Below are 26,612 nucleotides of genomic sequence, written 5' to 3'. Positions count from 1 at the left end.
ACGAGTGAGGACTTGATTGAAGGCGGAACTGAATAAACCGAAAAGTTATGTTACTGCTTTCCAAAAAGAAATAAGGTTAATGATTAGGAAAGGTGCTGTAGCATTTCATCGGTGAGGTTCTGTTGGGCTGTTCGCTATATCCGTGGAAAACAATTATTAATCCTTCTTCCCATTTTTATCCCCAATTTTTTTCACACTAAATGTAAAGTAATGCTGGTAGAGGTAGCTGAAAAGCGCCATTAAGACTGAAACCAGTATTCTCGAAAGCATTGCTAAAGTTGGGTAATCTCTCAAAAGTTCCAGCAAAAACTTCAATAAAACATAGTTTGCCAGTATGTTTATAAACTGGAGGTTTAAAAACCTGAAAAGCTGAACCCTTCCCTTTAATTCACTATGTGTAAATATGACATATTTGTTAAGTAAAAAACTGGTTGGAATAGCAATGATATAATCTATTAATAACGAGGCCGTTTCCCTTTGTAGCACAATTACCCCAAAGTTTACCTCCTCAGTTTTAAAGATGAAAAAGTAAGCAAAATAATAACTTAAAATTCCCAATAATAAAGTGCCACCACCAGTAGCCAGATACCTGAAATTATGTAAAGAAATAAATTTTTTAAATGGAGGATGAAAAAAATCTATGACGGCTAAAATGGCGTTACGCATTACTTAAAATTGTTCGTTGTTATTTTTGGGCGCAATTTACAATTAAATTTTTATTACCGCCGTAATTAGATCACTTAAGCTTTTTATTGATTATTAGTGTAATATGCCGGTTGTGCTACAAAATCGATTACCGCACACCAGGTGTATGATGGATGTGGCTGGATGCTCACACCAACAGTGTTCAGTTTGTATTTCTGATCGAGCAAATTAAACCGGTGACCAAGCGAAGGCACACCACAATCTAACAGTAAATGGCAAACAATATCTAAACTGTTCGAGTAACCAAAATCGATATTTTCGCTCATGGCCTTATTTGGGAAATAGCTGGATAAACGTTTCGAAAACTTATCGCCGTTGCTGCTTTCGTGTGTATCTAAATTATTCCTGTTTAAATCTTGTGCATGGCTACGGCTTAAAGAGGTCAGTTTATCGTTAGGGTAAAATGCCGGCAGATTTTTTATTCCCCTTAAATGCTTTAATAAAGAGGTATAATAGCTATTGTTACGGGTAATCCGCAGTTCGTTATAGTTTCTATATTGCTTTACTTTAGCGTTATAGTTGTTAATGTAATCTTCTAAAAAAGTGTAATAAAACTTTTCGCCATCAATACGGATCAGGTTCATATACATCACCACATTTTTCTCTTCGTTGGTTAAATAAGAAACATTTGCTGCGGTATTGGCCCTGCGGAATTCCGCATCTGTCCATTTTTGAGCGCTTGCACCAGTAACAAAAATTAAAAATAAAAGGGTAGGTAGCAGTAGTTTAAGCATCTGACGGTTTTCATGGATAACGTCTTTTGATGCAGATTATTTTCTGGTTGTAGATTTGGATGGTGTTTAGCGCATGGCGTTTAGCGGTTAGCGTTGACGAGCTACCAAAAAAGATAACCACCAAGGCACTAAGAACACAAGAAATTAATCTTTCTGCCTTCGTGTCCTGGTGGTTAAAAAGCACGAATGGTTTATAAGAACATACCGCCAGATGCTTCAATGCGCTGTGCATTAATCCATTTTGCATCTTCGGTACATAAAAATGCTACTACACCGCCAATATCGTCTGGTAAGCCCACTCGGCCTAAAGCAGTATTAGCAGCTATCCCGGCGTTAAGCTGATCGTTATCTCGTACCATGCCACCGCCAAAATCGGTTTCTATAGCACCTGGAGCAATAATGTTCGATCTGATTCCTCTTGCACCCAATTCTTTAGCCTGGTATTTTGTTAAAGTTTCCATGGCACCTTTCATTGAAGCGTAGGCCGCATAACCTGGGGTTGCAAAACGTGCCAGTCCCGATGATACATTAATGATTCCGCTACCATCATTTAATAATGGCAAAGCCTTTTGGGTTAAAAAGAAAGCGCCTTTATAATGAATGTTTACTAAGGAATCAAATTGTTCCTCAGTTGTATCAGCAAATGAAGCGTGGATCCCAATCCCGGCGTTATTGATCAGGAAGTCGAATTTTTCTGCATTAAAAACAGATTTTAGTACGTTTTTAACTTCCGTAAAAAAGGCATCAAAAGTTTTAGAATCGCCAACATTTAACTGTATTGCTGCTGCTGGTACACCCAGCGCTTTTATTTCATTTACGGTATCTTCTGCTTCCTCTTTTTTGGATTGATAAGTAACAATTACACCAATTCCTTTTGCGGCAATTTTTAATGCTGCGTTTTTTCCCAGTCCGCGGCTACCACCGGTTACCAGGGCAATTTTATTTTGTGTTTCCATTTTCTTTTAATTTGTTAAACAAAATTAGATGGAAATTGGCTGTAAAAATGGTGACAGCTTAAGTAAAAATGGTGACTGTTTAAGTTTTATATGGTGACAATTTCCTTATTGGTAGCTAAAGACTCGAAATAAGTCTCCCGATATTGTTTTGGTGTTTGGCCAGCGAAGTGTTTAAAAAACTTGGTAAAGTTAGATGGATCGTAAGTTAGTGTCCTTGCAATTTCGGCAATAGGCATACTTACATTCTGTAACATTGATTTCGAAATTTCCATTAAACGCTCTTCGAAAAAGAAACATGGCGAATGTCCGGTAGCAGCCTTAATCGTGTTACTTAAATGAGTAGGGTGTACATGGATTAAATCGGCAAAATCTCTTACTTCAAACATTTCTATAGCACGGCCAGATACGATGTCGTCAAGGTGTTTATCTAATTCTTTTAAATAATCTGCCGCAATTTCATGTCGACGGGCAAAAAACTTCTGTGGAATTTTCATATTAAAGCGATTGCTGGTTCAACAAATGTAATATCCGGATAAATGAATATGAAATCTAAAAGTTATTTGTGACCGAAGAATTATTAAATGTAAAAACCATTGATTTTTAGTTCAACGGCTTTAGATTTTAAAAGTTAATACTTATTTTTTGCTAAATGGTAGATCAAAAGTACCATCTGTAACCGTTACTGATGTATTAATCGTTGTATTTTCATTTAGGGCATTAAATGAAAATGTTCCTTTTAATTTATCCCCAGCTTCACTTGTAATCACCAAAGTACCACTTGTAGACGTAAATGAGCCTGTAGGTGTTTGGTCCTTCATATAAGATCCAATTCCCTCGGTTGCGAGATCGTATGTGCCAATGCCTTTATAATCTGTTACTGAAAGAATCATTTGTTTATCACCATTTGTAGTTGCAATCGTAAGTATATTCCCAATAATAGAAGTGTTGATTGATATTGCTTCACCGGTAAAACCTATTGTGGTGCCATCTACCTTTGCACTTAAATTATTAGTGCTGTTATTGGTTTCTGGCAGTTTAACCGGAACCAAACTGATCATAAATTGCCCCTCGCTAATGGTTTTGCTTGTTGAAGTAGATTGACTTTGTCCTTTAAACTCAAAACTACCCTTAATGTATTTGTTTGCTAAATAACTGGTTATCTTTATTGTTCCTGATGGATCGCCGATGTAAGCATCTTGTAATCCTGATATATCCAAAAGGTAAGTCGCCGTGTTATTATCCGATAAATTATAGGTGCCAACACCTTTAAAATCGCTGATCATTAAACTAAAGCCAGTATTAATTCCTTTGTTACCCGAGATTTGGACACTTATTTGTCCATCTACATCATAAACCTGGGCAGTAGCTAATGTACATTGCACCAAAGTACCATCAACTTTAGCACTCATAGTAGATAAATCCCATTCCTGATGATAATCAATTTCTTTTTTGCAAGAAGATGTAATTAAGAGGCATACCAGTGCCAACAGCGGTAATTTCACGAGCGTTATTTTTTTGGTAAATAATATGCTAAGATAAAGAATTTAGTTAGCTCTAATGAAAAGGTATGCAGCTTTTAACATATTTCTGATCATTAAAGTAATGCCCAAACGATTATCGGCTTCAGAATCTATTAAATGATCTATCTCATAATTTCCGGCAGCTATCTTAGCGGTTGATCGGTAAAAGTTTACTGTAGTGTTCGCCTAAATCCATCTTTTATATACAAAAAAGTCGTAGGGTTTAAACCTGCGACTTGATAAAACGGTCGTCATCTCGACCGAAGCATCGCGGAGTGGAGAGATCTATCTCGATGCAGATCTCTCGGCTTCGTTGCTCTCCGCTCGAGATGACGGATTTATACTTTTATGCCAACAATGCCTTCCAGTTCGTAGCTTTACCTATAAGGCCAGCTAAATCGGCAATGGCTACACGTTCTTGCTCCATGCTATCGCGGTGGCGAATCGTAACCGTATTGTCCTCTAAGCTTTGGTGGTCAACCGTGATACAGAATGGTGTACCTACTGCATCCTGACGGCGGTAACGTTTACCAATCGCATCTTTTTCTTCGTAAATACAGTTGAAGTCGAATTTCAAATCATCCATAATTTCGCGTGCTTTTTCCGGTAAACCATCTTTTTTGGTCAATGGGAAAATAGCTACTTTATATGGAGCCAAAGCAGGGTGTAAGCGTAATAAAGTACGGCTATCCTGTTTGTCTTCGGTGCTTAAATCCTGCTCTTCAAAAGCATTAATCATGGTTAACAGGAACATGCGGTCTAAGCCGATCGAGGTTTCGATTACATAAGGAATGTAATTGCCATAAGGTTTACCTTCTTCATTTAAATCGTTATCAAAATACTGCATTTTCTTGCCAGAAAACTCCTGGTGTTGCTTTAAATCGAAATCGGTACGGCTGTGGATTCCTTCAACTTCTTTAAATCCGAAAGGGAATTCGAATTCGATATCAGTTGCTGCATTGGCATAATGCGCCAGTTTCACGTGGTCGTGGTAACGGTATTTCTCAGGATTGGTTCCTAAAGCTTTATGCCATTTTAAACGTGCTTCTTTCCAGTATTCGAACCATTTTGTGTCTTCACCCGGGCGAACAAAAAACTGCATTTCCATTTGCTCAAACTCGCGCATACGCATAATAAACTGACGGGCAATTACCTCATTTCTAAAAGCTTTACCAATCTGTGCAATACCGAAAGGAATTTTCATCCTTCCTGACTTTTGAACATTTAAAAAGTTAACAAAAATACCCTGTGCAGTTTCCGGCCGAAGATAAACTTCATCACTGCCTTCAGCCATGGCTCCAAACTGTGTGCTAAACATCAGGTTAAACTGACGTACATCTGTCCAGTTAGAAGTTTTAGAAATTGGGCAGATTACTTTATAATCAACAATTAAATCTTTTAGCTGCGCTAAATTTTCAGATTTAAGCGCAAGGTTCATTTCTACTTCAAGCGCTAAACCTTTTTTTACAAATCTCCAGCTTGCCTCATCAACAAATGGATATTTTGCATTGTCTAAAATGGTCTCCTCATCTTTAAAACTTGGAATCCAGGCCGCTTGCCCTTCATCACTTAAACCCAATATCTCTTGTTGAAACTCCTCAAATCTGGCTTTGTTTTCTGCGCTGAAATTGGCTAATTCCGAATATAATTCGTCAATTTTATTCTCTAATAACTGGTCGGCGCGGTAACGTTTTTTCGAATCTTTATTGTCGATCATCGGGTCGTTAAAACCATCAACGTGCCCGCTGGCCTTCCAAACCTTAGGATGCATAAAAATTGCAGAGTCGATCCCCACAATGTTTTCGTGCATCTGCACCATGGCTTTCCACCAGTAGGTTTTAATATTGTTTTTTAACTCGGCACCCAATTGGCCATAATCGTAAACAGCACTTAAGCCATCATATATTTCGCTGCTCTGGAATACAAAACCGTATTCTTTAGCGTGTGATATTACATTTTTAAATTGTTCGTCGTTATTCTTTTGAGCCATAATGCAGCAAAGATAATAAATAAGGTAAAAGGTAAGAGGTAAAAGGTAAAAGGTTTTTGATCAGCGTTAAAGGAACAGTGAAATTATGATGTTGCATAAAACTTAGATGCGCTTATGCGGCTCAGGTGGTCAGGTGAGGTAAAGGTATAAGGCTTAAGGTTTTTTATAAACACAATAACCGATGCTATCGTCATGCTGAATTTATTTCAGCATCCTTTATAAAAGGAATCAGATATATGACCAGTCAGCTTATATGTTCTTAAATCTCTTATGTGGTTCAAAAGATTGAGGAAAGCAATAGCAGAGCGTATCGGTTTCAGATTTAACATTCCATTTTACCGCTTCCGTCTTCCATTTTTTCCTACTTTTGAAACATGAAATTCCATCATTTACTATTTTTGGTTATTGTGGCAGTTTTTACCTCATGCAAACCAGAAGAAAAAAAACACCAATATATTAAATTTAATACACCTGCGGAGTTATATCAATTCTTAAAATGGTCGCCAGAAAACCGTTTTCCATTAATCAGTGCCCATCGGGGAGGCCCAATGCCTGGTTTTCCTGAAAACTGTATCGAAACATTCGATAATGCCACTACTTATAATCCGGTAATAATCGAATTTGATATTGCTTACAGTAAAGATTCCGTCATGGTAATTATGCACGATGATGAGCTCGATCGGACTTCTACAGGGAAAGGGCCAATTGGCAATTATACCTACGAAGAGTTGAAAGCTTTTAACCTGAAAGATGAGGAAGGCAAGGAAACAAAATTTAAAATACCCACTTTGGATAGCGTGCTGAGCTGGAGCAAGGGAAAAGTTTTGTTAACCATCGATTTGAAAAAAGGCGTTTCTTATGCAAAAGTGATTGAAAAAGTAAGGCAATATAAAGTAGAAAGTAATTCAATTATCATCACCTATACTGCAGATCAGGCAAAAGAAGTGCATCATTTGGCGCCTGATTTAATGATTTCTGCATCTGTTCAAAAGAAAGCAGAATTGAAACGCTTAAATAATATTGGTATTCCCAATAACCGGATTGTAGCATTTGTTGGTGTTTCTGCTCCAGATAAAGAATTATACCAATATTTACATGCTAAAGGTATTACCACTATTTTAGGTACTATGGGGAATATCGATAAAAGTGCCATTGCCAGTCCGGTAAAAAATGTTTATTATCATTTGGTTAACAACGGTGCAGATATTTTGTCTGGTGATAATTTACAACAGGTATCAGAAGAGTTGGACAAATTTAGGTATAATAAAAAAATAAGTTCACCGCATATTAATTAACCACAGATGGAAAGGATGCACACAGATCGGTTTAACCAATTATGAAATCTGTGTTGATCTGTGCAAATCTGTGGTAAAAAATACAAAATGAGTATTTCAGTTAAAAATCTTTCTAAACATTACGATAAGCAAAAAGCGGTTGATTCCATCAGTTTTGAGGCTAAACCAGGCCGTATTTTGGGTTTCCTCGGTCCAAATGGAGCTGGTAAATCTACCACTATGCGTATGCTTACCGGTTATTTATCACCTACATCTGGTGAGGCTGAAATTTCTGGTAAAAGCATTCTTTCTGATGCCATTGAAGCTAAAAAGCATATTGGCTACCTTCCTGAAAATACGCCACTTTATACTGATATGTATGTAAAGGAATTTTTAAACTTTGTTGGTCAAACGTATAAACTTATTAATTTACCTGCAAGGATTGACGAAGTCATCAAAATGGTAGGCTTAACACCAGAACAACATAAAAAAATTGGTATGTTATCTAAAGGGTATCGCCAAAGAGTAGGTCTGGCCCAGGCGATTATTCATAATCCGGCGGTTTTAATTTTAGATGAGCCCACTTCTGGTTTAGACCCAAACCAACTGGTCGACATTCGGCAACTGATCAAAACACTGGGCAAAGCTAAAACGGTGGTTATCTCTACCCACATTATGCAAGAAGTTGAAGCCATTTGTGATGACATCATCATTATTAACAAAGGTAAAATTGTAGCAAGCGATTCACTCGAGGGGCTTAAAAAAGCGCATCAACAACAATCATTAGAAGATATTTTCAGAAAATTAACCGCTTAAATTTCATGCGTATCATAAAAATCAAAATTATACTTATAGCTTTTTTATTTTTAAGTCCGACACTTTTAAAAGCTCAAAATAGCCCTAATATTGGTGTTGCGGCAGAAATTGGTCTACCGTCAGGTAATTTTTCTAACCTTTCAGGAATTGGATTAGGTGCATCAGTAAAAGCTGATCTTCCGGTTGCAGAAAATTTTGCCATAACTTTAAATGCAGGTTTTATGAACTTTTTTGGCCGAAGGAACCAACTTTTCAATGTGCAGGATTTAACTTATATTCCTGCAAAAGCCGGACTGAAATACCAATTGAGTGAAAGCTTTTATGCTGAAGGTCAATTGGGAGCCGCTTTGCCCTTAAATAAGGAGCAAAAAACCTTATTTGCCTGGTCGCCCGGTATTGGCAATCAATTCAAACTTTCAGGAGGAAATAAACTCGATTTAGGGATCCGATACGAAGCATGGACGGGTAAAAACAATATTGCCGGCTTAAACAAATCAGATAGTAAAGGATTTGTGGGAATCAGGTTTGCCTATATGTTTGGCTTGTAAGTTATGCTCAGCGATTCTAAGCCCGGTAACCTAACGAAAAAATATTTCTTAACTTCGGCACTTAAATTTAACTATGTACGCAGTTTTTAAACGCGAGTTATTCAGTTTCTTAAGTTCGATGGTAGCATACATTACCATTGGCATTTTTCTGTTGGTTTCTGGCCTGTTGCTTTGGTTTTTTCCTGATACCTCAGTGCTTGATTATGGTTATGCCGAACTTGATGGCTTTTTTAGTTTAGTGCCTTATCTTTTCATGTTTCTCATTCCCGCCATTACGATGCGCTCTTTTGCCGAAGAAAGGAGAGAGGGGACTTTCGAACTTTTAATTACCCGGCCCATCCAAATCTGGCAGATTATTGTGGCAAAATATTTAGCGAGCCTGGTTTTGGTATTATTTGCCTTAATCCCAACCTTAGTCTATTATTATAGTATCTCAAAATTAGGTTTTCCTGAAGGAAATATAGATTCTGGATCGGTTATTGGTTCCTATATTGGCTTGTTTTTATTGGGTGCGGCATTTACAGCAATTGGTATTTTCTCTTCTGCATTAACTAAAAATCAGGTTATTGCATTTGTTATTAGTGCGGCCTTGTGTGCATTTGCTTTTTTAGGCTTCGATTATAGTAGTCAGATTGCCGCATTTCAAAGTATGGAGAATATCATTCGCAACTTAGGCATTAATCAACATTATACTTCGATAAGCCGTGGGGTTTTAGACACCAGAGATCTGATTTACTTTATTTCCTTTTCAGTACTTTTTTTATTGTTCACCAAATTAATAATAGGAGGTAAACGATAATGAAGCTGAAGAATAAATGGATTAATTTGATCATAGTAATAACGGCACTGATTATTTTAAATGTTGTTGGGCAGTATGCTTTTCATCGTTTTGATTTTACAGCCGATAAACGTTTTACACTGAGTGAGAAAACAAAAACTTTACTGCAGAAAAATGAAAAACCAGTAATGATTACTGTATTTTTAGCTGGAGAGTTGCCACCTGCATTTAAACGCCTGCAAGCTGCCGTGTCGGATATTTTATCTGATTATAAAGCTTACGCTAAAAAGGAAGTTAAAGTGGTTTTTGTGGATCCTATAGCAGGGCTTAATCAGGCCGATCAGGATACTGTAATCAATAATTTGTACGAAAGAGGAATAGAAGCAACCAATTTAAGTGTTAAAACAGAAAGTGGGTTAACGCAGAAACTCGTATTTCCGATGGCGATGATGGAGAGTGAGGGTAAGGAATTCCCCATTAAACTTTTTCAGAATTTGGATACCCGTGGGAATTACGAAGACAATATCAACCGTGCTATTGAAAATCTGGAGTATATCTTTACTTCAAGTTTAAAGAAGGTACTTTCTGGTGATAATCCAAGGATTGGCTTCTCGGAATCAAATGGCGAACTTTCTGATTTGCAACTGGCTGATGCCATTCACACCCTATCCAACAGTTATCTGGTTGGCCGTATTGATTTAAATAGTATTGATAAGGCTGGGCTTGATAAACTGAAAATGCTCATTATTGCCAAGCCCAGGAAATCCTTTACAGAAACTGAGAAATACAAAATCAACTATTTTGTAATGAATGGCGGGAGGGTAGTTTGGAGTATCGACCAGGTAACTGCCGAATTGGATAGTTTGCGTGGAAAAGGTGGACAGATGGCTGTTAATAATAATCTGAACCTGGATGATATGCTTTTTATGTATGGCGCAAGGATTAATTATAATATTATTGCTGATCCGGCTAACAGTGCCGAAATTCCGGTTTCAACAGGAGTTGTAGGCGGACAGAACCAAATGCAACTATTACCCTGGATTTATTACCCTGTTTTGTTGCCTGATACGGCTGAAAGTGTGGTGAAAAAGCTGGATGGGGTAAAATCTGAATTTCCCAGCACGGTAGATACTATCGGGCTTAAAGGTGTGAAGAAATCGTACATCTTAAATACCTCTCCTTATAACAAAGTATATAATGTGCCGAAATTGTTTAGCTTGCAAATGGTAAGCGAACAGTTAGATCCGCGTTCTTTCCAAAGTAAACCACAACATGTTGGTTTAATGCTGGAAGGTCAATTTCCGTCGGTTTTTGCAGGGCGCCCCTTACCAGCTTCCATTACACAGCCTTATACCTTACAAAGTGCCAGCAAATCGGCTAAAATGATCGTGATAGGAGATGGAGATATTTTTAAAAACCAGGTATCAGCGCAAAACGGAACGCCTTTTCCATTAGGTTTCGATCGTTATTCGCAACGTACTTTTGGCAACAAGGCCTTATTGCTCAACATTGTCGATTATTTTACAGATAATGATAACTTAATTGCCCTACGGAATAAAGAAGTAAAGATCAGATTGTTGGATAAAGCCAAAATTAAGCTCGAAAAAACAAAATGGCAATTTATAAATGTTGTGGCGCCCTTGCTATTGTTAATATTCTTTGCGATTTTTCAACATTATTACCGCAAATACAAGTACGCTAAATAATTTTTATATTTTTGAAGAAGACTAAATAACATCATGAGATTTATTGTATCCACATCAACTCTATTAAAACACTTACAAACCGTAAATGGTGCATCAAGCAGCAGTACGGTTTTGCCTATATTAGAAAATTTTCTCTTCGAAATTAAAGATGGAAACTTAACTATCTCTGCTACCGATCTGCAAACCAGCATGACAACTGCTTTGGCTGTAGAATCAAAGGAAGAAGGTAAAGTAGCTGTTCCATCTAAAATTTTATTAGATACACTTAAAACATTACCAGATCAACCGATCGCTTTCAATATCGATGATAGTACTTTTGCGATCGAGATCAGCGCCGGAGATGGTAAATATAAATTGAGTGGTGAAAATGGGGATGATTTTCCGAAGATTCCTGTAGTAGAAAACGCTTCTTCTGTAAATTTACCGGCATCAGTTTTAACCGAAGCCATAACAAAAACTATTTTCGCGGTAAGTAATGATGAGTTGCGCCCGGCTATGACAGGTGTATTCTGTCAGTTATCTCCTCAGCACATCACCTTTGTAGCTACTGATGCTCATAAATTGGTGAGATATCGCCGCATGGATAGCAAAGCAGATAAAGCAACCTCATTCATTCTTCCGAAAAAAGCCTTAACACTTTTAAAAGCTGCCTTACCTTCAACAGATATTAATGTATCAGTAGATTATAATGCAACAAGCGCTTTCTTTAAGTTCGAAAATATCAACTTAGTGTGTCGTTTAATAGACGAGCGCTATCCTGATTATGAGGCGGTAATTCCAACCAATAATCCAAACAAGCTAATTATCGATAGGAGTTTGTTTTTAAACACTCTTCGCAGGGTGGTAATTTTTGCAAATAAAACGACGCATCAGGTAAGATTGAAAATTAGCGGAAGTGAATTAAATATCTCTTCTGAAGATTTGGATTTTGCTAATGAGGCACATGAGCGTTTAAGTTGCCAATATGATGGTGAAGACCTCGAAATTGGTTTCAATGCACGCTTTTTAATCGAAATGTTAAGTAATTTAAGTGGTGATGAAGTTACTTTAGAACTTTCTACGCCAAATAGAGCCGGACTTTTAATTCCGCAAACCAATGACGAAAATGAAGATGTTTTAATGTTGGTTATGCCTGTGATGCTAAACAATAGTTATTAAAAAACTAATTCATTAGTTTTGATAAGAAAGTGGCTTGGTTTTTGACCGAGCCATTTTTGTTTTAACCAATCAATCAATTAACACAAACTAATGAAAATCTATAACAATCTCCCGAAATTACTGCTTTTGCTCGTGGCCTTATGCAGTACAGGTCTGTCATCCTGTAAAAAGAATAATCCAGGAGAAGTAGTTAATGGCCAGGCCAAGTTAAAAATGGTTAATGCTTCGCTGGCCGGGGATCATCAGGATTTTTATTTAGATAATGAGAAACTAACCACTTCAGCTTTAGCATTTGGCGAAACGAGCGAATATGTAAAAATACCTTCAGGCAATAGAAGTGTTTCTTACACCGGAGCAAATGATACGAGTATAGATACTTCATTAAACTTTACGCCATCTATTACCTATACTACTTTTTTGGTTACCAATAAAAAGGGCGAGCTGGAAATTGTGAATTATGAAGATAATCTGAGTAATACAGAATCAGCCAAGGTGAAAATTAAACTGATCAACCTTACACCTAGTTTTGCTACAGGAATAAACGTTATGGTGCAGGGAGGTACACAATTCGTTAACGGATTGGCTTTTAAAGAAGCATCGAATTATTTTACGGTAGATACAGGTCTAAATTTAAGATATTCAGTGGTAGGTTCCGGTAGTATTAAAACGATTGAAAATACAAATTTGGTAGGTGGTAAAATTTATACAATCTGGTTTAGTGGTACTACTGCTGCAACATTAACCGCACATATCATTACCGATAATTAATTTCAAAGTTTGATATGCTTTCTGCTATCTTTACGTTTTATTAGCATTGGCAATTTTATATGAAAAATACTATATTGTTTTCCAAAATATTCCTTCTTTTTGCATGCGTTTTTTTAATCAGCTCTTGTATCAAAAACGATAATTTCATTAAAGGAGATGCGAAAATCCGTTTTTTTCAAGCGGCTTCCACCGATACCACTCAAAATTTTTATTTAAATGGGATACAGATTGGAACCTCGGTAGCTTATAATACAAATACAAGTTATGTTGTTATACCCGGCGATTCTGTCTTTAGTATCACAAGCAAAAACATAGGTACAGGTGTAGATGCTACTTCTTTGGCTAATCAGCAATTTAAAATTGGGCAGAATTATTCTGTTTTTTATTATAAAGACAAAACAGGCGGTCCTGCAAAATTGAAAGTTTATACGGATGATGTAAAACCAGATCTGGACTCTGCTAAGTTAACTTTTTTGAACCTGGGTTACACACTTGGATCTAAAGTTGTGATTACAGACAGTACAAACACAGCTAATCCAATTGAATCTTCAATTGATCATGGTGAGATTAAGACTTTTAAAGTAAAAGTCAATAATATCATGAAATATGCATTTAAATTATCTAGCCCTACAGCAACAAATCCACCACCTGTGGTAACACGTTTAGATTCTCTTACGATTAATAATGGAAGAGTTTACCTGATCTTGTTTGATGGTGACAAAAAAGGTGAGCTTAAAAATCGGATCATCTCATCTAACTAATTATTATTTGCTATTTTAAGCATTAATCACTTTACTATTCATACTTTTGCCCAAAATCAGATAAATTGGAATTACTACATCAGCTTTTAGATTTTATTCTACACATTGACGTTCATTTAGCCGAAATTGTTAATGAATATCGTACCTGGACCTATCTTATTTTATTCCTGATCATTTTTGCTGAAACAGGTTTTGTGGTTACACCATTCCTTCCTGGCGATTCGTTACTTTTCGCTATGGGTGCATTAATTGCAGGTGAACATGAAACCGGTTTGAATATCTGGATTATGCTCCTAATATTAATTGTAGCAGCGATTTTAGGAAATACAGTTAACTATAAATTAGGAAGTGTTTTGGGCGCTGGGGTATTTAAAGAGAAAAACAAAATCTTAAAACTTAAATATTATCACCAATCACATGAATTTTTTGAAAAACATGGTGGTAAAGCCATCATGTTGAGCCGGTTCTTGCCGATTTTCCGGACAATTGCTCCTTTCGTTGCTGGTATAGCTAAAATGCCTTTTGGTCGTTTTACCTATTATAATATTATTGGTGGTGTTACCTGGATTTTCGCTTTATTAATTGGTGGTTACCTGTTAGGGCAGATTCCGGTAATCAAAAATAACTTCGAGCTAGTCATCATTTTTATTGCTGTAGTTACTTTTGTTCCTGCTATTTGGGCTGCCGTTAGAAGCCGCTTAGAGCCTAAAAAGGTTGAAAAAATTATTGAGGGAGAGGATCCCAAATCATAACTAAAGTTCCCTGCCGATAAGTTTGCCACTTTGGTATTTCTTTTCGGTTTCTTTTTCTTCTTTTTGTTCATCTGCCAATATTTCGGTTTTAACCAGTTTTTTAAGCACTGGCTGTCCGGCATCTACCCAGGCAGAATACCAGAACGAACCTGTGGTTAATATGGCAGCACGCATCTGCTTTTCGACCATATTGTTCATCTTATCGTGATAAGCCTTTGAATATTCTCTGGAGTATTGTTTGAGCACCGTATTGTTCCGTTCTGAAAAACTATACTTTTGTCCGGAAGGAAATGCTGCATTTAATTCTGCTTCAAAACTCAGAACGGTATCAACCAAACTGTGGGTATGTTTGAGTACTTTCCAGATTTCTTGCAATGGGTTTTCGATATAATCTGCTTGTCCTACAACAAAATTGTAATTTGTAGAAAACAGTTCTGGCAAACGGCTTTCCCAAAAAGCGTGGATGCCAACCTGATTGCTAAGTTGCCCGTTATGGTTGGCAGTAGTGTGTAAAGGAACGTGTGCATCGCCAATGTAATGGCCCAGATCTGCAGAATATTTTAAGATTTTTACTGAATCATGCATTTTAAAGGCTTTAACTAAACCAAAATAGCTACGCTGTATTTGCCAGGGGATAATGCCATCGGTGTTCAGTTTTTTCAATCCATACTTAGCCAGGGCATCATCCCATTTTTTAGGAATGCTATCAATATGTTTCTCATAATTTTCCACATCCAGGTAATGCCGTGGCGCTTCAAGGGTGTCAGCATACCTCCGTTTATCTGGGTCAACAGCGTGTTCGGTAATGTATTTGATATTCTTTTTATAGAAACCGATCATTTCAGAAGGCAAAGTGAAAACAGCAAGGTTGTTTATCCTTTGATGTGCAAAGAAGCCCCAGGAGGTACAAAGGAATATAGGGATGATTAACGCGGTTAAAATCGTTAATCTTTTCATATCCTAAGATAAAAAAAATATTTATTATTTGTCCTGATTTTAACTTAAGTTAATTTCATCACGGTCAATATTGAAAATTTCTGATCCGATGTTATTTAACTTTTCACTGAAGGGCTCAAATCCATGATCTATAATAAAATTTCTTTCGTTTTCAGTAATGGGCACCATCCATAATATATTCACCTGACTATCACGATAATTTTCAAGCTGTATATCCGGTAAGTGATTCAAATGTTTCACCAGTACTACCGATGTCATTTTTGTGCGTTCAAGAATATTAAAAGTAACGGTGTGGCCGTTCCCAAGCCAGGAAATTCTCTTCCATGGAATGCCTGCCTGTCCACTGATCCAACTGCCAATAAGGTTAAGTTCTGCCTGAGACAAACCTGCATTTAAGAGCAAGCCCAATTCTATTCTGTTTACCTCATTAGGGTCTTCGCTATACATTTCAGCCACTGGCATGGGTAGTAACGATAGTCCGACAGTTACAAATACATCCTTAATCTCTCGTTTCTTCAAAAATAAGCCTCTGGGCGGCCATTCGTTTCCATCTATTGCAAAATATTGATCACTTTTACCTAAATTATCTTCATATTGCTTGAGCAACTGGGGTTGAATCATCTGAAATGGATTAATTTCCAGATCCCACAATTGCCAGTATTCTTTTGCTTTTCTAACCCTTTCTAACAAGATATTAGAAGATTTAAGTTCCCAGCAATATTCTCCTTCGTCGACGCAGTCTCTGGCATAACCTGAGAAACCATTCATGCCAGCCCAGGAGGGGATGATAGCAATAACTTCTCCCTTTTCCATTAAAGCAGCACCATCACCTTCCTCAAACCAGACAATTTCTAAATCATCTGCTTGCAGAGGTATTTGTCCTCCAGGGAACCTGCAGTATGCTTTGATTAACATTGGTGGGATCCCTTCTTCCATTTGTTTTAAATCTGCAGTTATCGGGGCTTCATCCAGATTTCTGATCCAGCAGGCTTTAACTCCGAAATCGGAATCTTCATCACCCCACAAATAAAAATAAGCAACTTGATTATCCTGCTCCACAATAGCAGTAATCGGACAAGCTGGACTTCTCAATTCCATGAGTACTTCTGGTTTTTCCCTTTTAGGAGCGTCTGAACCAAATAACTTTTTTAATAAACTCATCTTTAATCTACATCTTAATTCTTCAACATTTTAAATGAAAACCAGCCCAATAGCCCAATAATAACTACCATTAGTGCCCAAAGCCAGGCTTTATTTTCGAATAATGGTTTTTCTATTTTTATGGAGTAAGCCGGGTTTTGCTGTTCCGCTCCAATGTTTACGCTGGTTAAATTAACCGGGATTTTATTTTCGAATTCTTCAATTTCATAAACCGGATTAGTTGCCTTTTCATTACCATAATATAGGGCATATTCATTTTTTGGCTCATCAAAGCGGGCAATAATTTCGTAAATGTTTCCTTTTAACTGTAAACTACTTAACCGTAATGGTTTATTGTCGTTGTTTTGGATAGTAATTTTTAACCTGGATGTAACGGTATTTTCAAAATTGAATGCCGGTTCTTCCAAAGAATTTATTGTGCCTTCGTAAAGATTCGCATAATTATACTGGATACCTTTGTCGGTTTTAAAACTATCTGTTGCATATTCAATTTTGATCGGACGGTAAAAATCGAAATCGCTTTGTGCATTCAACTTTAGATAGGATAAGGGAACCGGAGTGTTTAGGGTTACATCAACAACGGTTTCCTTTTTGGATACATCGTTTTTAACATCGAAAGATTTGTATCGAACCTCTTTATAGGTTCCCTTTATAGTATCTGTTTTTGAGATTTTTGCTTCCAATAATTCAGGCTGTGTAGTGCTTTTTACCGCAATCCTAAAATAATGATATTTCGAATCAGGAAAATTCAATTTGGTAAACTGGTAATCTGTATCGTTATTTTTAATGGATAAAATTCGGTAGTCTGATAAGATGGCAAACCATTGTTTGTTATCATTACTCCCTTCAAGGGTCACTTTCCAATCGAAGTTTTCTTGTTTAAAAGCCAGCTTAATCTGATTAATTATGTTTATTTCTGGTGATTGAAATGTATAATAGTAACCATTTGGATTGGCACTTTGGTTAATCTGTTTAAATGTAATATCATTTAAAGTTACCTTATCGGCACGCTGTTTTAACAGGTAAGGAACCTCTGTGGTATCTTTTCCATTAATGCCAAAGATCCTTAAATCTTCGAGACTTACAGTTGCTTTTTTATATAAATCATCTGGCAGCGTCATTTTATGCCAGACCGTATTAACACCGGTTATACTCCGTTTAAATTTGTATGTATTGGTTTGCGCATTTGCGATACTGGTACAAAGCAAAAGCAAGCTAAATAGTTTAATTTTCAATTTTAGCATCATCTATAATTAAATGTTTGTATTTATTGTAAAGGAAAGAAATGATAAGCAATAATACCCCTAACGACACAAAAACTATGGTTTTAGAGATTGTGCTTAAAGAATAGATATCGTACAAGAAAAGCTTTATCAATGTTATTCCAAATAAAACCATCGCCCCAATGCGTAAGTGTTTTTTGTTTTTGGCCAGGCCCATGCTAATTAAGAATAATGAAAAGACACCCCAAAGGATGCTCAATCCGAGTTTATAACTTCCTTCTGAATGCGATAATTCTAAAATGTTGATCAATTCGCTGCTGATGATCCATAACAGGGAAACATAAAGTAAAAAATCGAACATCATTTTCAAATCCTTTTTCAACAGCCCTGAACGTTGCAGTTGGTTGCACTGTATAATCAGTAAAGCAAAAAAAGCAATTGCCACATACCTGGTACAGGTATTAAGTGAGCCAATACTGAAATATTTACTTTCAGGAAGTAAATAGGCATCTCTAAGCTCGCTTAAGTTATAAAGTCCGAATGTTAGAAACGCTATGATAACCAGAAGATTAATCAGAAGGTTAGCAACAGCAAGTTCGCTGTTTTTGAATTTTTTAATGTTCAGATAACTTAATGCTGAGGTAAAAAACAGGGTGTAAATATAAATCCATGCTGTTTTTAAAGTCAGATAATTATAGTTGTATTCAGTGCTTGAGTCATAAAAATTCGATTTTGGATTAAGGTTAATCTTACTCAATTGTAAGAGGTTGTTAAAGTGTTTAGAGATCTCAATCCTAAAGGTCATATAGATCACAAAAACCAGAATAGCGGGAATGGAATAACTAAGTATCCGTCTCATCCAGATCCATTGTACAGGCTCGTCACTTTCTTTTTTGCTGATACTGAACATCCAGAAAAAACAGGCAATAAATATGCATGCGGTTAAAAAACCTACATTAATGATTGGTGTGATTGTGATTGAATTCCCATTGTAGATATCATAATAAGTTGTCCAATCTTCCAGCAGACTAAAAAAGGCAAGAAATATTAATGGAAATGATAGTTTTTCGTAAATAACAATCTTTTTTACCCGAGCTAAGTAGAACAGCACTGCGGCCTCTACCACCCAGAAAATGGTTACCCAACCGCCATCTAACTGAACAGGAACAGCCATGGTAATAAAGGTAATCATCATTGCCAGGATAAGATAAAACAGGTTTTTATCAGCAAGGTTTTTCTTGTAAATAATCAGGCATACCAAAAAATGGATCACAGCATTTGCCAATGTAAACAAGCCCAGCAATTCAGCGCTGTTTTTGTTATCTGATAATATTAAATAGCCTATTCCGTAATATACGAATGAATTTAAAAGTAAGATGATTACATCGCTAAAGCCAAAAACTTCTTTTTTGCTTACTTTATACGCTAAGTTGGTAATGTAAAAAGTGAGGAAAAATAGCGTTGAAAATAATATTGCGAGACTAAAATAATTATTTGTACTGCTTAAATCTAAGCGCCAGGCAGAAAAGATGATCCATGTTAAGCCAAAAGATGCATAGAACAGGGGTTTCCAGTATTTTTTGAAACTGAGTACCAGAATCCCGATATTGATAATGGCCATGTAGGTAAACAAAATACCAACTTTACCAGAGCCATCGCTCAATAAAAATGGAACAGCATAAGCACCAACCAAACCAATATGGGCGATAACCTGTTTGTTATATTTGATTGCTGCAACAACGGTAAATGAGGTGAATAGAACCATTAAAGCAAAGGCCAGTGCCTGCGGAATTAAGGAATAGAAATCGTAAGCTGCATAGGTAATAAAATACATAATCGCAATCGCACCGCTAACCAACACGGCTGAAAAATTTTCATATTTAGCTTTAAGCTTAATGGCAAAAGCCATTAAACCTACACTGACAGCGTAACCCAAAACAATTCTTGTAAGTGGACTAATCATATCGTGATCAATGGCATATTTGGCTCCGATTGCTACACCGATAATTAAAATCAGGATACCAATTTTGCTGATCAGGTTTTCTCCTATAAACTTCTCGAAATCAGATTTAACCATGTTTTCGCGCTTAAATCTATCAGCGAAATTAGGTTGCTTTTGGTTTGCCACAGGCGGGATAGGCGCAGGGGTAGATTGTTGTGCAGCCGAAAGTTGTGTGGCAAAGTTGGGAGGTGTATTTCTTGCTGGTGGTGTAATTATAGGCTCATGAGTTATTGTTGAAGGCGTAGGTACTGATCCTGGCGTTTGCAGCGCCCTTACCTCATTTCTTAAGGCTTGAATTTCGGCTTCAAAGCCTTGTTGCCTGAGCAATAAGTTTTCCAGCTTAATTAATAGCAGATTTAATTTTTCGGAATTATCCATTCTATATTTTGTACTACGTATTTTTACTTTACTAATATAGGAATGTTATTTTTATAAGGAGGAATATAATAAATGAGGTGTTTTACCGCCTTTGCCTGGCAATAGGTCGGTATAAACTTTCCTAAAATAGGAGAGGAGTACGTACTGCTGAGTTGAGGTTGGCCAATGGTAATAAGGTTTATAGTTTGAAGCTTCTGTTATATATTTATAAGATGAAATAGTTATTCTCCTTATTACGAGGATGTGCTGAGGCAAGGTTAGTTTTGGGTAATAAGATTTATAGTTTGAATCTTTTGCTGCGTATAATCTTATTAGGCGAATCAGCTCCCCTCCTTATTTTCAAGGAGGGGCTGGGGGTGGTTTATTAGTCATCTGTTTTTAAAATGATTTTTAATAGCTTCACAAACCATTTCTTCTGATTCAAAAACTTCAGCATTCTCAAATCTGATGACACTAATTCCTTTACTGTTTAAAAAATCAGTTGGTTCTTTGTCGTATATTTCTGCTGAATAATCATCATGACTACTGCCATCAGCTTCAATAGCTAATTTTTCTGATGGACAGTAAAAATCTAAAATATAATTTCCAACACTATGCTGGCGTCTGAATTTTCTACCATCAAGTCTTGAATTTTGCAGATACATCCACATGGTAGCCTCAGCAGGAGTAAGGTTGTTTCTTAGCTCCTTTCTTTTGTTTTTAGGTATTTAAGATTATGAATTGCCATGATTCAATATAACTGTTTTCAAATTAATTTTTGCTCAGTTTACCACCCCTTGCCCCCTAAAATAGGAGGGGAGTAAGAACTGCTGAGGCAAAATCAGTTTACATGATTGAGGTTTAGAGTTTGAACCCTTTGGCTAACATTTTAAAAGATGAAATAGCTACTCTTTATTCCAAGGATGTGCTGAAGAAAGATTAGTTTCGGGTAATAAGATTTATAGTTCGAATCTTTTGCTGCGTAATCTTATTAGGTGAATCAACTCCCCTCCTTATTTTCAAGGAGGGGGTGGGGCAATGTCATTATTTAGGCACCGCGGTCGTCAGTCTGAGCGTAGTCGAAGACTTCTTGAGATTGATAAAATGCAAATAAATATCTTCGACTACGCTCAGTGTGACATCTTTTTGAGATTTATATCATTAAACGTAATGATATTGGGGTGGTTTTTTGTTGGATTGTATCTACATTAAATCTATCCTTTTTTACAGATTTTTGTAAAAACAACAACGCTTAATTACTTATTCAAAGCTTCGCGTACTTTTGGCGCAATTTTGCTTCCGAATAACTCTATCGATTTCATCATTGCGGCGTGAGATGGTCCGCCAACATCCATGTGGGCAGAGAAACGGGTTAAGCCAAAAGTTTCTTCCATAGCTAAAATTTTATCTACCGATTCGTTTACATCACCAATAATTAAGGCTCCGCTATTGCTTCGGCCAGCATCGAACTGGTTACGTTGATAAGGAGCCCAACCGCGCGATTTACCAATTCTGTTCATCTGTGCAGAATAAAGCGGGTAATAGTAATCTGCAACTTCATTACTGTTTTCGCCAAATAAGGAATGCATATGAACACCTACTTCGAACTTGTTCATATCATGGCCATAGGCTTGGTACACTTTTTTGTAATAATCAAAAAGTGGTTTAAACTGTATAGGCTGACCTCCGATAATGGCAAACATCACCGGTAGGCCTAATCTCCCCGCACGCTCTACTGATTCTGGTGTTCCACCAACGGCAACCCATATTTTTAAGTTATTATTTACAGCTCTTGGCAACACTTCCTGATTATTCAGTTCTGCTCTGAATTTACCTTTCCAGCTAATTTTGGTTTCCTTGTTTATTTTAAGGAGTAATTCAAGCTTTTCTTCATAAAGTTCGTCGTAATCTTGTAGGTTATAACCAAACAGCGGAAACGATTCGATAAAACTTCCACGGCCAGCCATTAATTCGGCTCTACCATTCGAAATTAAATCTATCGTCGCAAAATTTTGATACAGTTTAACGGGATCAGATGAACTTAAAACCGAAACTGCACTGCTTAATTTAATGTTTTTAGTTACCGTGGCTGCAGCGGCCAGTATAATTTCAGGACTGGATACGGCGTAATCAGGGCGATGGTGTTCGCCAATGCCATAAAAATCTAAACCAACTTCGTCCATTAGTTTTATCTCTGCTATAATTTCCTGAAGTCTTTGCTGGGCGGGTTGAATTTCTCCTTTTGCATTGATCTGCAGATCGCCAAACATTCCGATACCTAATTCCATAGTGTTAAAATAATTTTAACAAAGTTAATGGATAAGGGGTTATCAGTTTTTGATGTATGGTAAGAAATTTATGAATCGGTGAGTTTACCCAGCGTTTTTAGAATTGTTTCCAATTCGCGGTTGGGGTAATCAAAATTTGTGGATTCGATTTTAAATTTTATGCCGTTTTGTAAGATGATGTTAATGAAATAAGTTCTTCTGCGGCCAAACGACTCATCAATAGCTTTTACAAGTTTAACCTCATTCCATTTAAAGGTTCCCAAATTTAATAAGGTGATTTCATTTTCATCGGCAATAATTGCGTATTCATCCTGCTTCGCGATTAGGTTTTTAAAGTAGAAAATAAAGAACACAGTTAATATAGACATTGAGATTATAGCTGATTGCACATAACTTAGATCAAACATAAATATTGGTGCGACAAAGAATAATGGGAACATTGAGAAGATATAAATCATAATGAATATGTTGCCATTGTCTTTAACTTTGATCGATTTAACCATATTCTGGATTTATTATGGGTTAAAAGAAATGAGTCCATTATAAACGCCATCAATTACTTTGCTCATTTTTGGTATATCGAGGGTTTCCATGGTATCGGTTTTTTGGTGGTAATTTTTATTCCGGTAAAAGGAGGTATCGGTAATCATCATGGCATCGTAGTCAAATTTCCAGTAATTTAAATGATCAGAAAAATCGATACCTGGGAGTGAAGGTGGGCTGGCAAATGTTTTAGTTAAGATACTTTTGCTTGCTTTAAAGTTTTTAGAAAACTGATTTACAAATTCACCAGAACCGAATTTTTTAACCAGTGTAATGTAATTCCCCTTGTTTCCATACTTTACTGATAAAATACCTAAAGGGTAGGATTGCGATTTGGCTTCGTCCTTAAAATAAGCAATCATTTCGAGTGAAATCATACCAAATACTTCAGCTTTTGATTCTTTTAATGATTTGGCGTGAATGTAACTGCCCATAAATTCGGTTCTGAAATAGGGTGGTTCTTCTAAAGTATAAGCTACAAGATCAATGCGGTAATTGAGTTTTTTACCTTTAAGCAACCTGGAAAGTTCCATTAAACCAACTATACCGCTGGCATTATCATCAGCACCTTCCTGATCTCCGCAAACATCGTAGTGTGCGCCAACGATAATCCGTTTTTTATTTTCTGTACCAAAAGAGCAGATGATATTTTTATAGATTTTTTGATCAACATGATATTCCTGTGCGGAAACACTATCTGATGACTTTTCAAAAATTGTTTTGATATAATCTGCCGTTAAATTGAGTTGATCGATATTGGTATGGTTACGGAATTGAGGCGTTTTGGTTAAGGTTTTTAAATAAGTTTTGATTAGGCTTGTATCTGATTGCGCAGAGGCACTACCTTGATATACAATGAAAATGAAGAGAAAGCGAATTAAGATTTTAAGCATGGGTTAAAGTATCAGAATGTTTGATCAATGATCCTTAACCGAAGATAATGATTTGGGTTTGTTTTATGGGCAGATCAACCAGTGTTTTTTTGGTTAGCCCTCGCTATTAAACCCGATTATAGCGAACACGAAGTGCAACGAAGTAAAGCGTTAAGCGGGGCTTTCGGAGCCGATTAGCATTGGTATTGCTTTCAAAAAAAACGTAATGAAGATTTTAAGCAGATTTGAACCATATAAGGAACATAAGATCATATCAGCTTATGCCTGGAAAGATTCTGAAACAAGTTCAGAATGACATATCTATCAAACAAGTTCAAGATGATGCGATTGTATTATTGCTACCTGAAACTGGCGATTGAAATTGTTTAAGCACCCTGCAACCTGAGTTTTTTACGCTGGCCCTAGTGAGTTAAACCCGATTATAGCGAACACGAAGTGCAACGAAGTAAAGCGTTAAGCGGGGCTTTCGGAGCCGATTAGCATTGGTATTGCTTTCCAAAAAAAAATCGGAATGAAGATCTTAAGCAGATTTGAAACGTATAAGGAACATAAGTCATATCAGCTTATAACCTGGAAAAATTCTGAAACGAGTTCAAAATGACGTATCTATAGAAGCAAGTTCAGGATGAATCAACTAGGTTAAAATCGGCAGCTGTTAACTGAAAACTGCCGATTTCCAGCGGAAATTACTCTATTTTCTTACCTTTCATTGCAGTAGAAATCGCAGCATCCATTACACGCTCAGCAAATGGGCGGGTAAATTCATTCAGTTCATCTGCTTTCTTTAAAATGGTATCTTTTTCCTGTGAGGCTAAAGCTGTTTTTAACGATTCGATATGTGCCACGGTTTCTGCAATTTCGGTCTCGCTTAAATGTTCTGCATGTTTTTTGATAAAACCTTCAGCCGTGTAAACCAATTGTTCACCTTCGCTTCTTGCTTCAATCAGCATCCGTTGCTCCACATCGCTTTTGGCGTGTGTAATACTATCGATCAACATTTTTTCTACCGTATCGTCGCTCAAACCATAACTTGGCGTGATTTCGATCTCTTGTTTAACACCAGAACGCAATTCTATCGCCTGCACGGTTAAAATGCCATCGGCATTCAATAAAAAGTTGATATCTACTTTTGGCAAACCAGCAGGCATTGCAGGGATTCCTTTTAAATCGAATTCGGCAAGTTTCCTGTTTTCTTTAACCAGATCGCGCTCACCCTGGTAAACAGAAATTTTCATATTCACCTGTCCATCAATAGAAGTGGTGTATTGGCGACCTGCTTTAGTAGGTACTTTGCTGTTGCGGGCAATAATAACATCCATTAAACCACCCATAGTTTCGATTCCCAAAGAAAGTGGTGTTACATCTAACAATAAGATATCAGAACGGTTTCCGGCCAAAACATCAGCCTGGATGGCTGCACCAAGTGCGACAACTTCATCAGGGTTGATATTATCTTGAGGTTTTTTACCGAAGAAATTCTCTACGGCCTGTTTTACATATGGTGTACGGGTAGAACCGCCCACTAAGATTACTTCGTCGATATCGGCAGAGGTTAAATCAGCATCTTTCAATGCATTTTTACAGGCTGTGATGGTTTCTTCCACTTTTGCGGCAATCAATTGCTCAAAAGTTTGTTTATCCAGAGTGCACCAGATTTCGCCAACCTGTTCATTATATAAATTTTGGGTCGATAAAGCTTTTTTAGCAGCTTCAGCTTGTAAACGTAAGGTTTGCATTAAAATGTTATCCTGAGCAACTACCGTTACATCAAGATTGTTTTTCTCCAGCCAATAGTTTAAAATGGCCCTATCGAAATCATCACCACCTAAATATGTATTTCCGTTTGTGGCCAAAACCTCAAAAATTCCATTTTGAATCTGTAGAATAGATACATCGAATGTTCCTCCCCCTAAGTCGTAAACTGCAATTGTTTTTTGTTGCGAAGGATCTAAACCAATGCCATAAGCTAAACTTGCTGCGGTAGGTTCGTTCACAATTCGCATCACATCTAAACCGGCCAGTTTCCCTGCATCACGGGTGGCCTGGCGCTGACTATCGTTAAAGTAAGCCGGAACAGTGATTACAGCCCTGTTAACTGGTGTTTTTAAGGCATGTTCTGCTCTTGCTTTAAGTTCTTTTAAAATTTCTGCAGATAATTCTATAGGCGTATAAAAACGGTTACCAGCCTGGATTTTCACCAAAGCATCGGTATCGTCGTCAATAATTTTGTAAGAAAAAATAGCGGCGTGTTCGGCTACGTCTTTATAGGATCGGCCAAGAAGCCTTTTAACGGAGAAAATCGTGTTAGAGGGATCAGTAGTTAAGTATTCTTTCGCCTCGTTACCTACAACCGCTTCATTCTGGCCATTAAAATAGACTACTGATGGTACCAATATTCCTTTGCCAGCATCGTTAATTACCTGCGGATTTTTATCTGGATTGATAAACGCCACCAAACTATTGGTTGTGCCTAAATCTATTCCAACTATAATTTCTTCCTTCTGAAACGAACCTGTAGCAAGGTTAATTGATATTTTTGCCATAGGAGCAAAAATATGCTTTTTAAATAAAGGTTATGTCATTCATTTGTTAGCAAGAAAATATAAACCTAAAGAAATTATGACTGAAAATAGCGTATAGTTTATTTCTAAAAGCAAAATAATAACGATGTGATATTTTTGAGATTTATTATTTGTGATAAAATGTTTAATTTTTTTCTATC

The 26,612-nt window shown here is 36.8% G+C and carries 24 protein-coding genes; 9 read left to right on the top strand and 15 right to left on the bottom strand.

What is annotated here, in order from left to right:
• Positions 1-156 precede the first annotated feature (156 nt).
• The 6 genes from IM793_RS14960 to IM793_RS14935 all read right to left on the bottom strand — a co-directional run bounded on the left by IM793_RS14960 (position 157) and on the right by IM793_RS14935 (position 5,905).
• Positions 157-666: a GtrA family protein gene (locus IM793_RS14960; protein ID WP_193422664.1), complete on the bottom strand. Its 510-nt coding sequence runs from the start codon at positions 664-666 to the stop codon at positions 157-159.
• An 83-nt stretch (positions 667-749) separates the two neighbouring features.
• Positions 750-1,439, bottom strand: coding sequence for a CAP domain-containing protein (locus tag IM793_RS14955; protein WP_193422662.1), 690 nt, complete (start codon positions 1,437-1,439; stop codon positions 750-752).
• A 191-nt stretch (positions 1,440-1,630) separates the two neighbouring features.
• A complete protein-coding gene (locus IM793_RS14950) occupies positions 1,631-2,395 on the bottom strand; it encodes an SDR family NAD(P)-dependent oxidoreductase (RefSeq protein WP_193422660.1) in 765 nt (254 codons plus the stop codon).
• Positions 2,396-2,481: 86 nt separating this feature from the next.
• Positions 2,482-2,889 carry a helix-turn-helix transcriptional regulator gene (locus tag IM793_RS14945; RefSeq protein WP_193422658.1) on the bottom strand — a complete coding sequence of 136 codons (408 nt, stop codon included), beginning with the start codon at positions 2,887-2,889 and terminating at the stop codon, positions 2,482-2,484.
• A gap of 141 nt (positions 2,890-3,030) precedes the next feature.
• On the bottom strand, positions 3,031-3,897 hold the full coding sequence (locus IM793_RS14940) for a DUF6252 family protein (RefSeq protein WP_193422655.1): 867 nt from the start codon (positions 3,895-3,897) through the stop codon (positions 3,031-3,033).
• A gap of 364 nt (positions 3,898-4,261) precedes the next feature.
• Positions 4,262-5,905, bottom strand: coding sequence for a glycine--tRNA ligase (locus tag IM793_RS14935; protein ID WP_193422653.1), 1,644 nt, complete (start codon positions 5,903-5,905; stop codon positions 4,262-4,264).
• A 374-nt stretch (positions 5,906-6,279) separates the two neighbouring features.
• Here IM793_RS14935 and IM793_RS14930 point away from each other — a divergent pair, with 374 nt between their 5' ends.
• From IM793_RS14930 to IM793_RS14890, 9 genes are all read left to right on the top strand, one after another.
• On the top strand, positions 6,280-7,200 hold the full coding sequence (locus IM793_RS14930; protein ID WP_193422651.1) for a glycerophosphodiester phosphodiesterase family protein: 921 nt from the start codon (positions 6,280-6,282) through the stop codon (positions 7,198-7,200).
• Positions 7,201-7,287: 87 nt separating this feature from the next.
• Complete coding sequence (locus tag IM793_RS14925; protein WP_193422649.1) at positions 7,288-7,995, top strand: ATP-binding cassette domain-containing protein; 708 nt, start codon at positions 7,288-7,290, stop codon at positions 7,993-7,995.
• 5 nt (positions 7,996-8,000) lie between these two features.
• Positions 8,001-8,543: an outer membrane beta-barrel protein gene (locus IM793_RS14920; protein ID WP_193422647.1), complete on the top strand. Its 543-nt coding sequence runs from the start codon at positions 8,001-8,003 to the stop codon at positions 8,541-8,543.
• A gap of 73 nt (positions 8,544-8,616) precedes the next feature.
• Positions 8,617-9,342 (top strand): gliding motility-associated ABC transporter permease subunit GldF, encoded by a 726-nt coding sequence (gldF, locus tag IM793_RS14915; RefSeq protein WP_193422645.1) that lies wholly within the window; start codon positions 8,617-8,619, stop codon positions 9,340-9,342.
• Positions 9,343-9,368: 26 nt separating this feature from the next.
• A complete protein-coding gene (gene gldG, locus IM793_RS14910; protein WP_370629791.1) occupies positions 9,369-11,027 on the top strand; it encodes a gliding motility-associated ABC transporter substrate-binding protein GldG in 1,659 nt (552 codons plus the stop codon).
• A 33-nt stretch (positions 11,028-11,060) separates the two neighbouring features.
• Positions 11,061-12,185 (top strand): DNA polymerase III subunit beta, encoded by a 1,125-nt coding sequence (dnaN, locus tag IM793_RS14905; protein WP_086545224.1) that lies wholly within the window; start codon positions 11,061-11,063, stop codon positions 12,183-12,185.
• A 90-nt stretch (positions 12,186-12,275) separates the two neighbouring features.
• Positions 12,276-12,953 carry a DUF4397 domain-containing protein gene (locus tag IM793_RS14900; RefSeq protein ID WP_193422641.1) on the top strand — a complete coding sequence of 226 codons (678 nt, stop codon included), beginning with the start codon at positions 12,276-12,278 and terminating at the stop codon, positions 12,951-12,953.
• Between the two features lie 59 nt (positions 12,954-13,012).
• Positions 13,013-13,714: a DUF4397 domain-containing protein gene (locus IM793_RS14895; protein WP_193422638.1), complete on the top strand. Its 702-nt coding sequence runs from the start codon at positions 13,013-13,015 to the stop codon at positions 13,712-13,714.
• A gap of 65 nt (positions 13,715-13,779) precedes the next feature.
• Positions 13,780-14,466, top strand: coding sequence for a DedA family protein (locus IM793_RS14890; protein ID WP_121282604.1), 687 nt, complete (start codon positions 13,780-13,782; stop codon positions 14,464-14,466).
• Here IM793_RS14890 and IM793_RS14885 read toward each other — a convergent pair whose 3' ends face one another.
• The 9 genes from IM793_RS14885 to dnaK form a co-directional block, all read right to left on the bottom strand.
• Positions 14,467-15,423 (bottom strand): zinc dependent phospholipase C family protein, encoded by a 957-nt coding sequence (locus tag IM793_RS14885; protein ID WP_193422636.1) that lies wholly within the window; start codon positions 15,421-15,423, stop codon positions 14,467-14,469.
• A gap of 39 nt (positions 15,424-15,462) precedes the next feature.
• On the bottom strand, positions 15,463-16,584 hold the full coding sequence (locus IM793_RS14880; protein WP_193422634.1) for a suppressor of fused domain protein: 1,122 nt from the start codon (positions 16,582-16,584) through the stop codon (positions 15,463-15,465).
• Between the two features lie 14 nt (positions 16,585-16,598).
• The gene (locus tag IM793_RS14875; protein ID WP_193422632.1) at positions 16,599-17,819 is read right to left on the bottom strand and encodes a DUF3999 family protein; all 1,221 of its coding nucleotides are present in this window, start codon (positions 17,817-17,819) and stop codon (positions 16,599-16,601) included.
• Positions 17,809-20,187 (bottom strand): DUF2339 domain-containing protein, encoded by a 2,379-nt coding sequence (locus IM793_RS14870; protein WP_193422630.1) that lies wholly within the window; start codon positions 20,185-20,187, stop codon positions 17,809-17,811. Before IM793_RS14870 ends, IM793_RS14875 begins: the two co-directional genes overlap by 11 nt.
• Before the next feature lie 368 nt (positions 20,188-20,555).
• Positions 20,556-20,894 (bottom strand): DUF559 domain-containing protein, encoded by a 339-nt coding sequence (locus tag IM793_RS14865; RefSeq protein WP_193422675.1) that lies wholly within the window; start codon positions 20,892-20,894, stop codon positions 20,556-20,558.
• Positions 20,895-21,422: 528 nt separating this feature from the next.
• Complete coding sequence (locus tag IM793_RS14860) at positions 21,423-22,454, bottom strand: Atu2307/SP_0267 family LLM class monooxygenase (RefSeq protein ID WP_193422628.1); 1,032 nt, start codon at positions 22,452-22,454, stop codon at positions 21,423-21,425.
• 68 nt (positions 22,455-22,522) lie between these two features.
• Complete coding sequence (locus tag IM793_RS14855; protein ID WP_193422626.1) at positions 22,523-22,822, bottom strand: hypothetical protein; 300 nt, start codon at positions 22,820-22,822, stop codon at positions 22,523-22,525.
• A gap of 147 nt (positions 22,823-22,969) precedes the next feature.
• The gene (locus IM793_RS14850; protein WP_193422623.1) at positions 22,970-23,890 is read right to left on the bottom strand and encodes a M28 family peptidase; all 921 of its coding nucleotides are present in this window, start codon (positions 23,888-23,890) and stop codon (positions 22,970-22,972) included.
• Positions 23,891-24,576: 686 nt separating this feature from the next.
• Positions 24,577-26,433 (bottom strand): molecular chaperone DnaK, encoded by a 1,857-nt coding sequence (dnaK, locus tag IM793_RS14845; protein ID WP_193422621.1) that lies wholly within the window; start codon positions 26,431-26,433, stop codon positions 24,577-24,579.
• Between the last annotated feature and the right edge of the window lie 179 nt (positions 26,434-26,612).

Origin of the sequence: Pedobacter sp. MR2016-19 (assembly GCF_014947265.1) — a bacterium.
In the GTDB taxonomy this organism is placed as follows: Bacteria; Bacteroidota; Bacteroidia; order Sphingobacteriales; family Sphingobacteriaceae; genus Pedobacter.
Note: the sequence above shows the minus strand (reverse complement) of the source record. Positions and strands in the feature narration are given on the sequence as shown.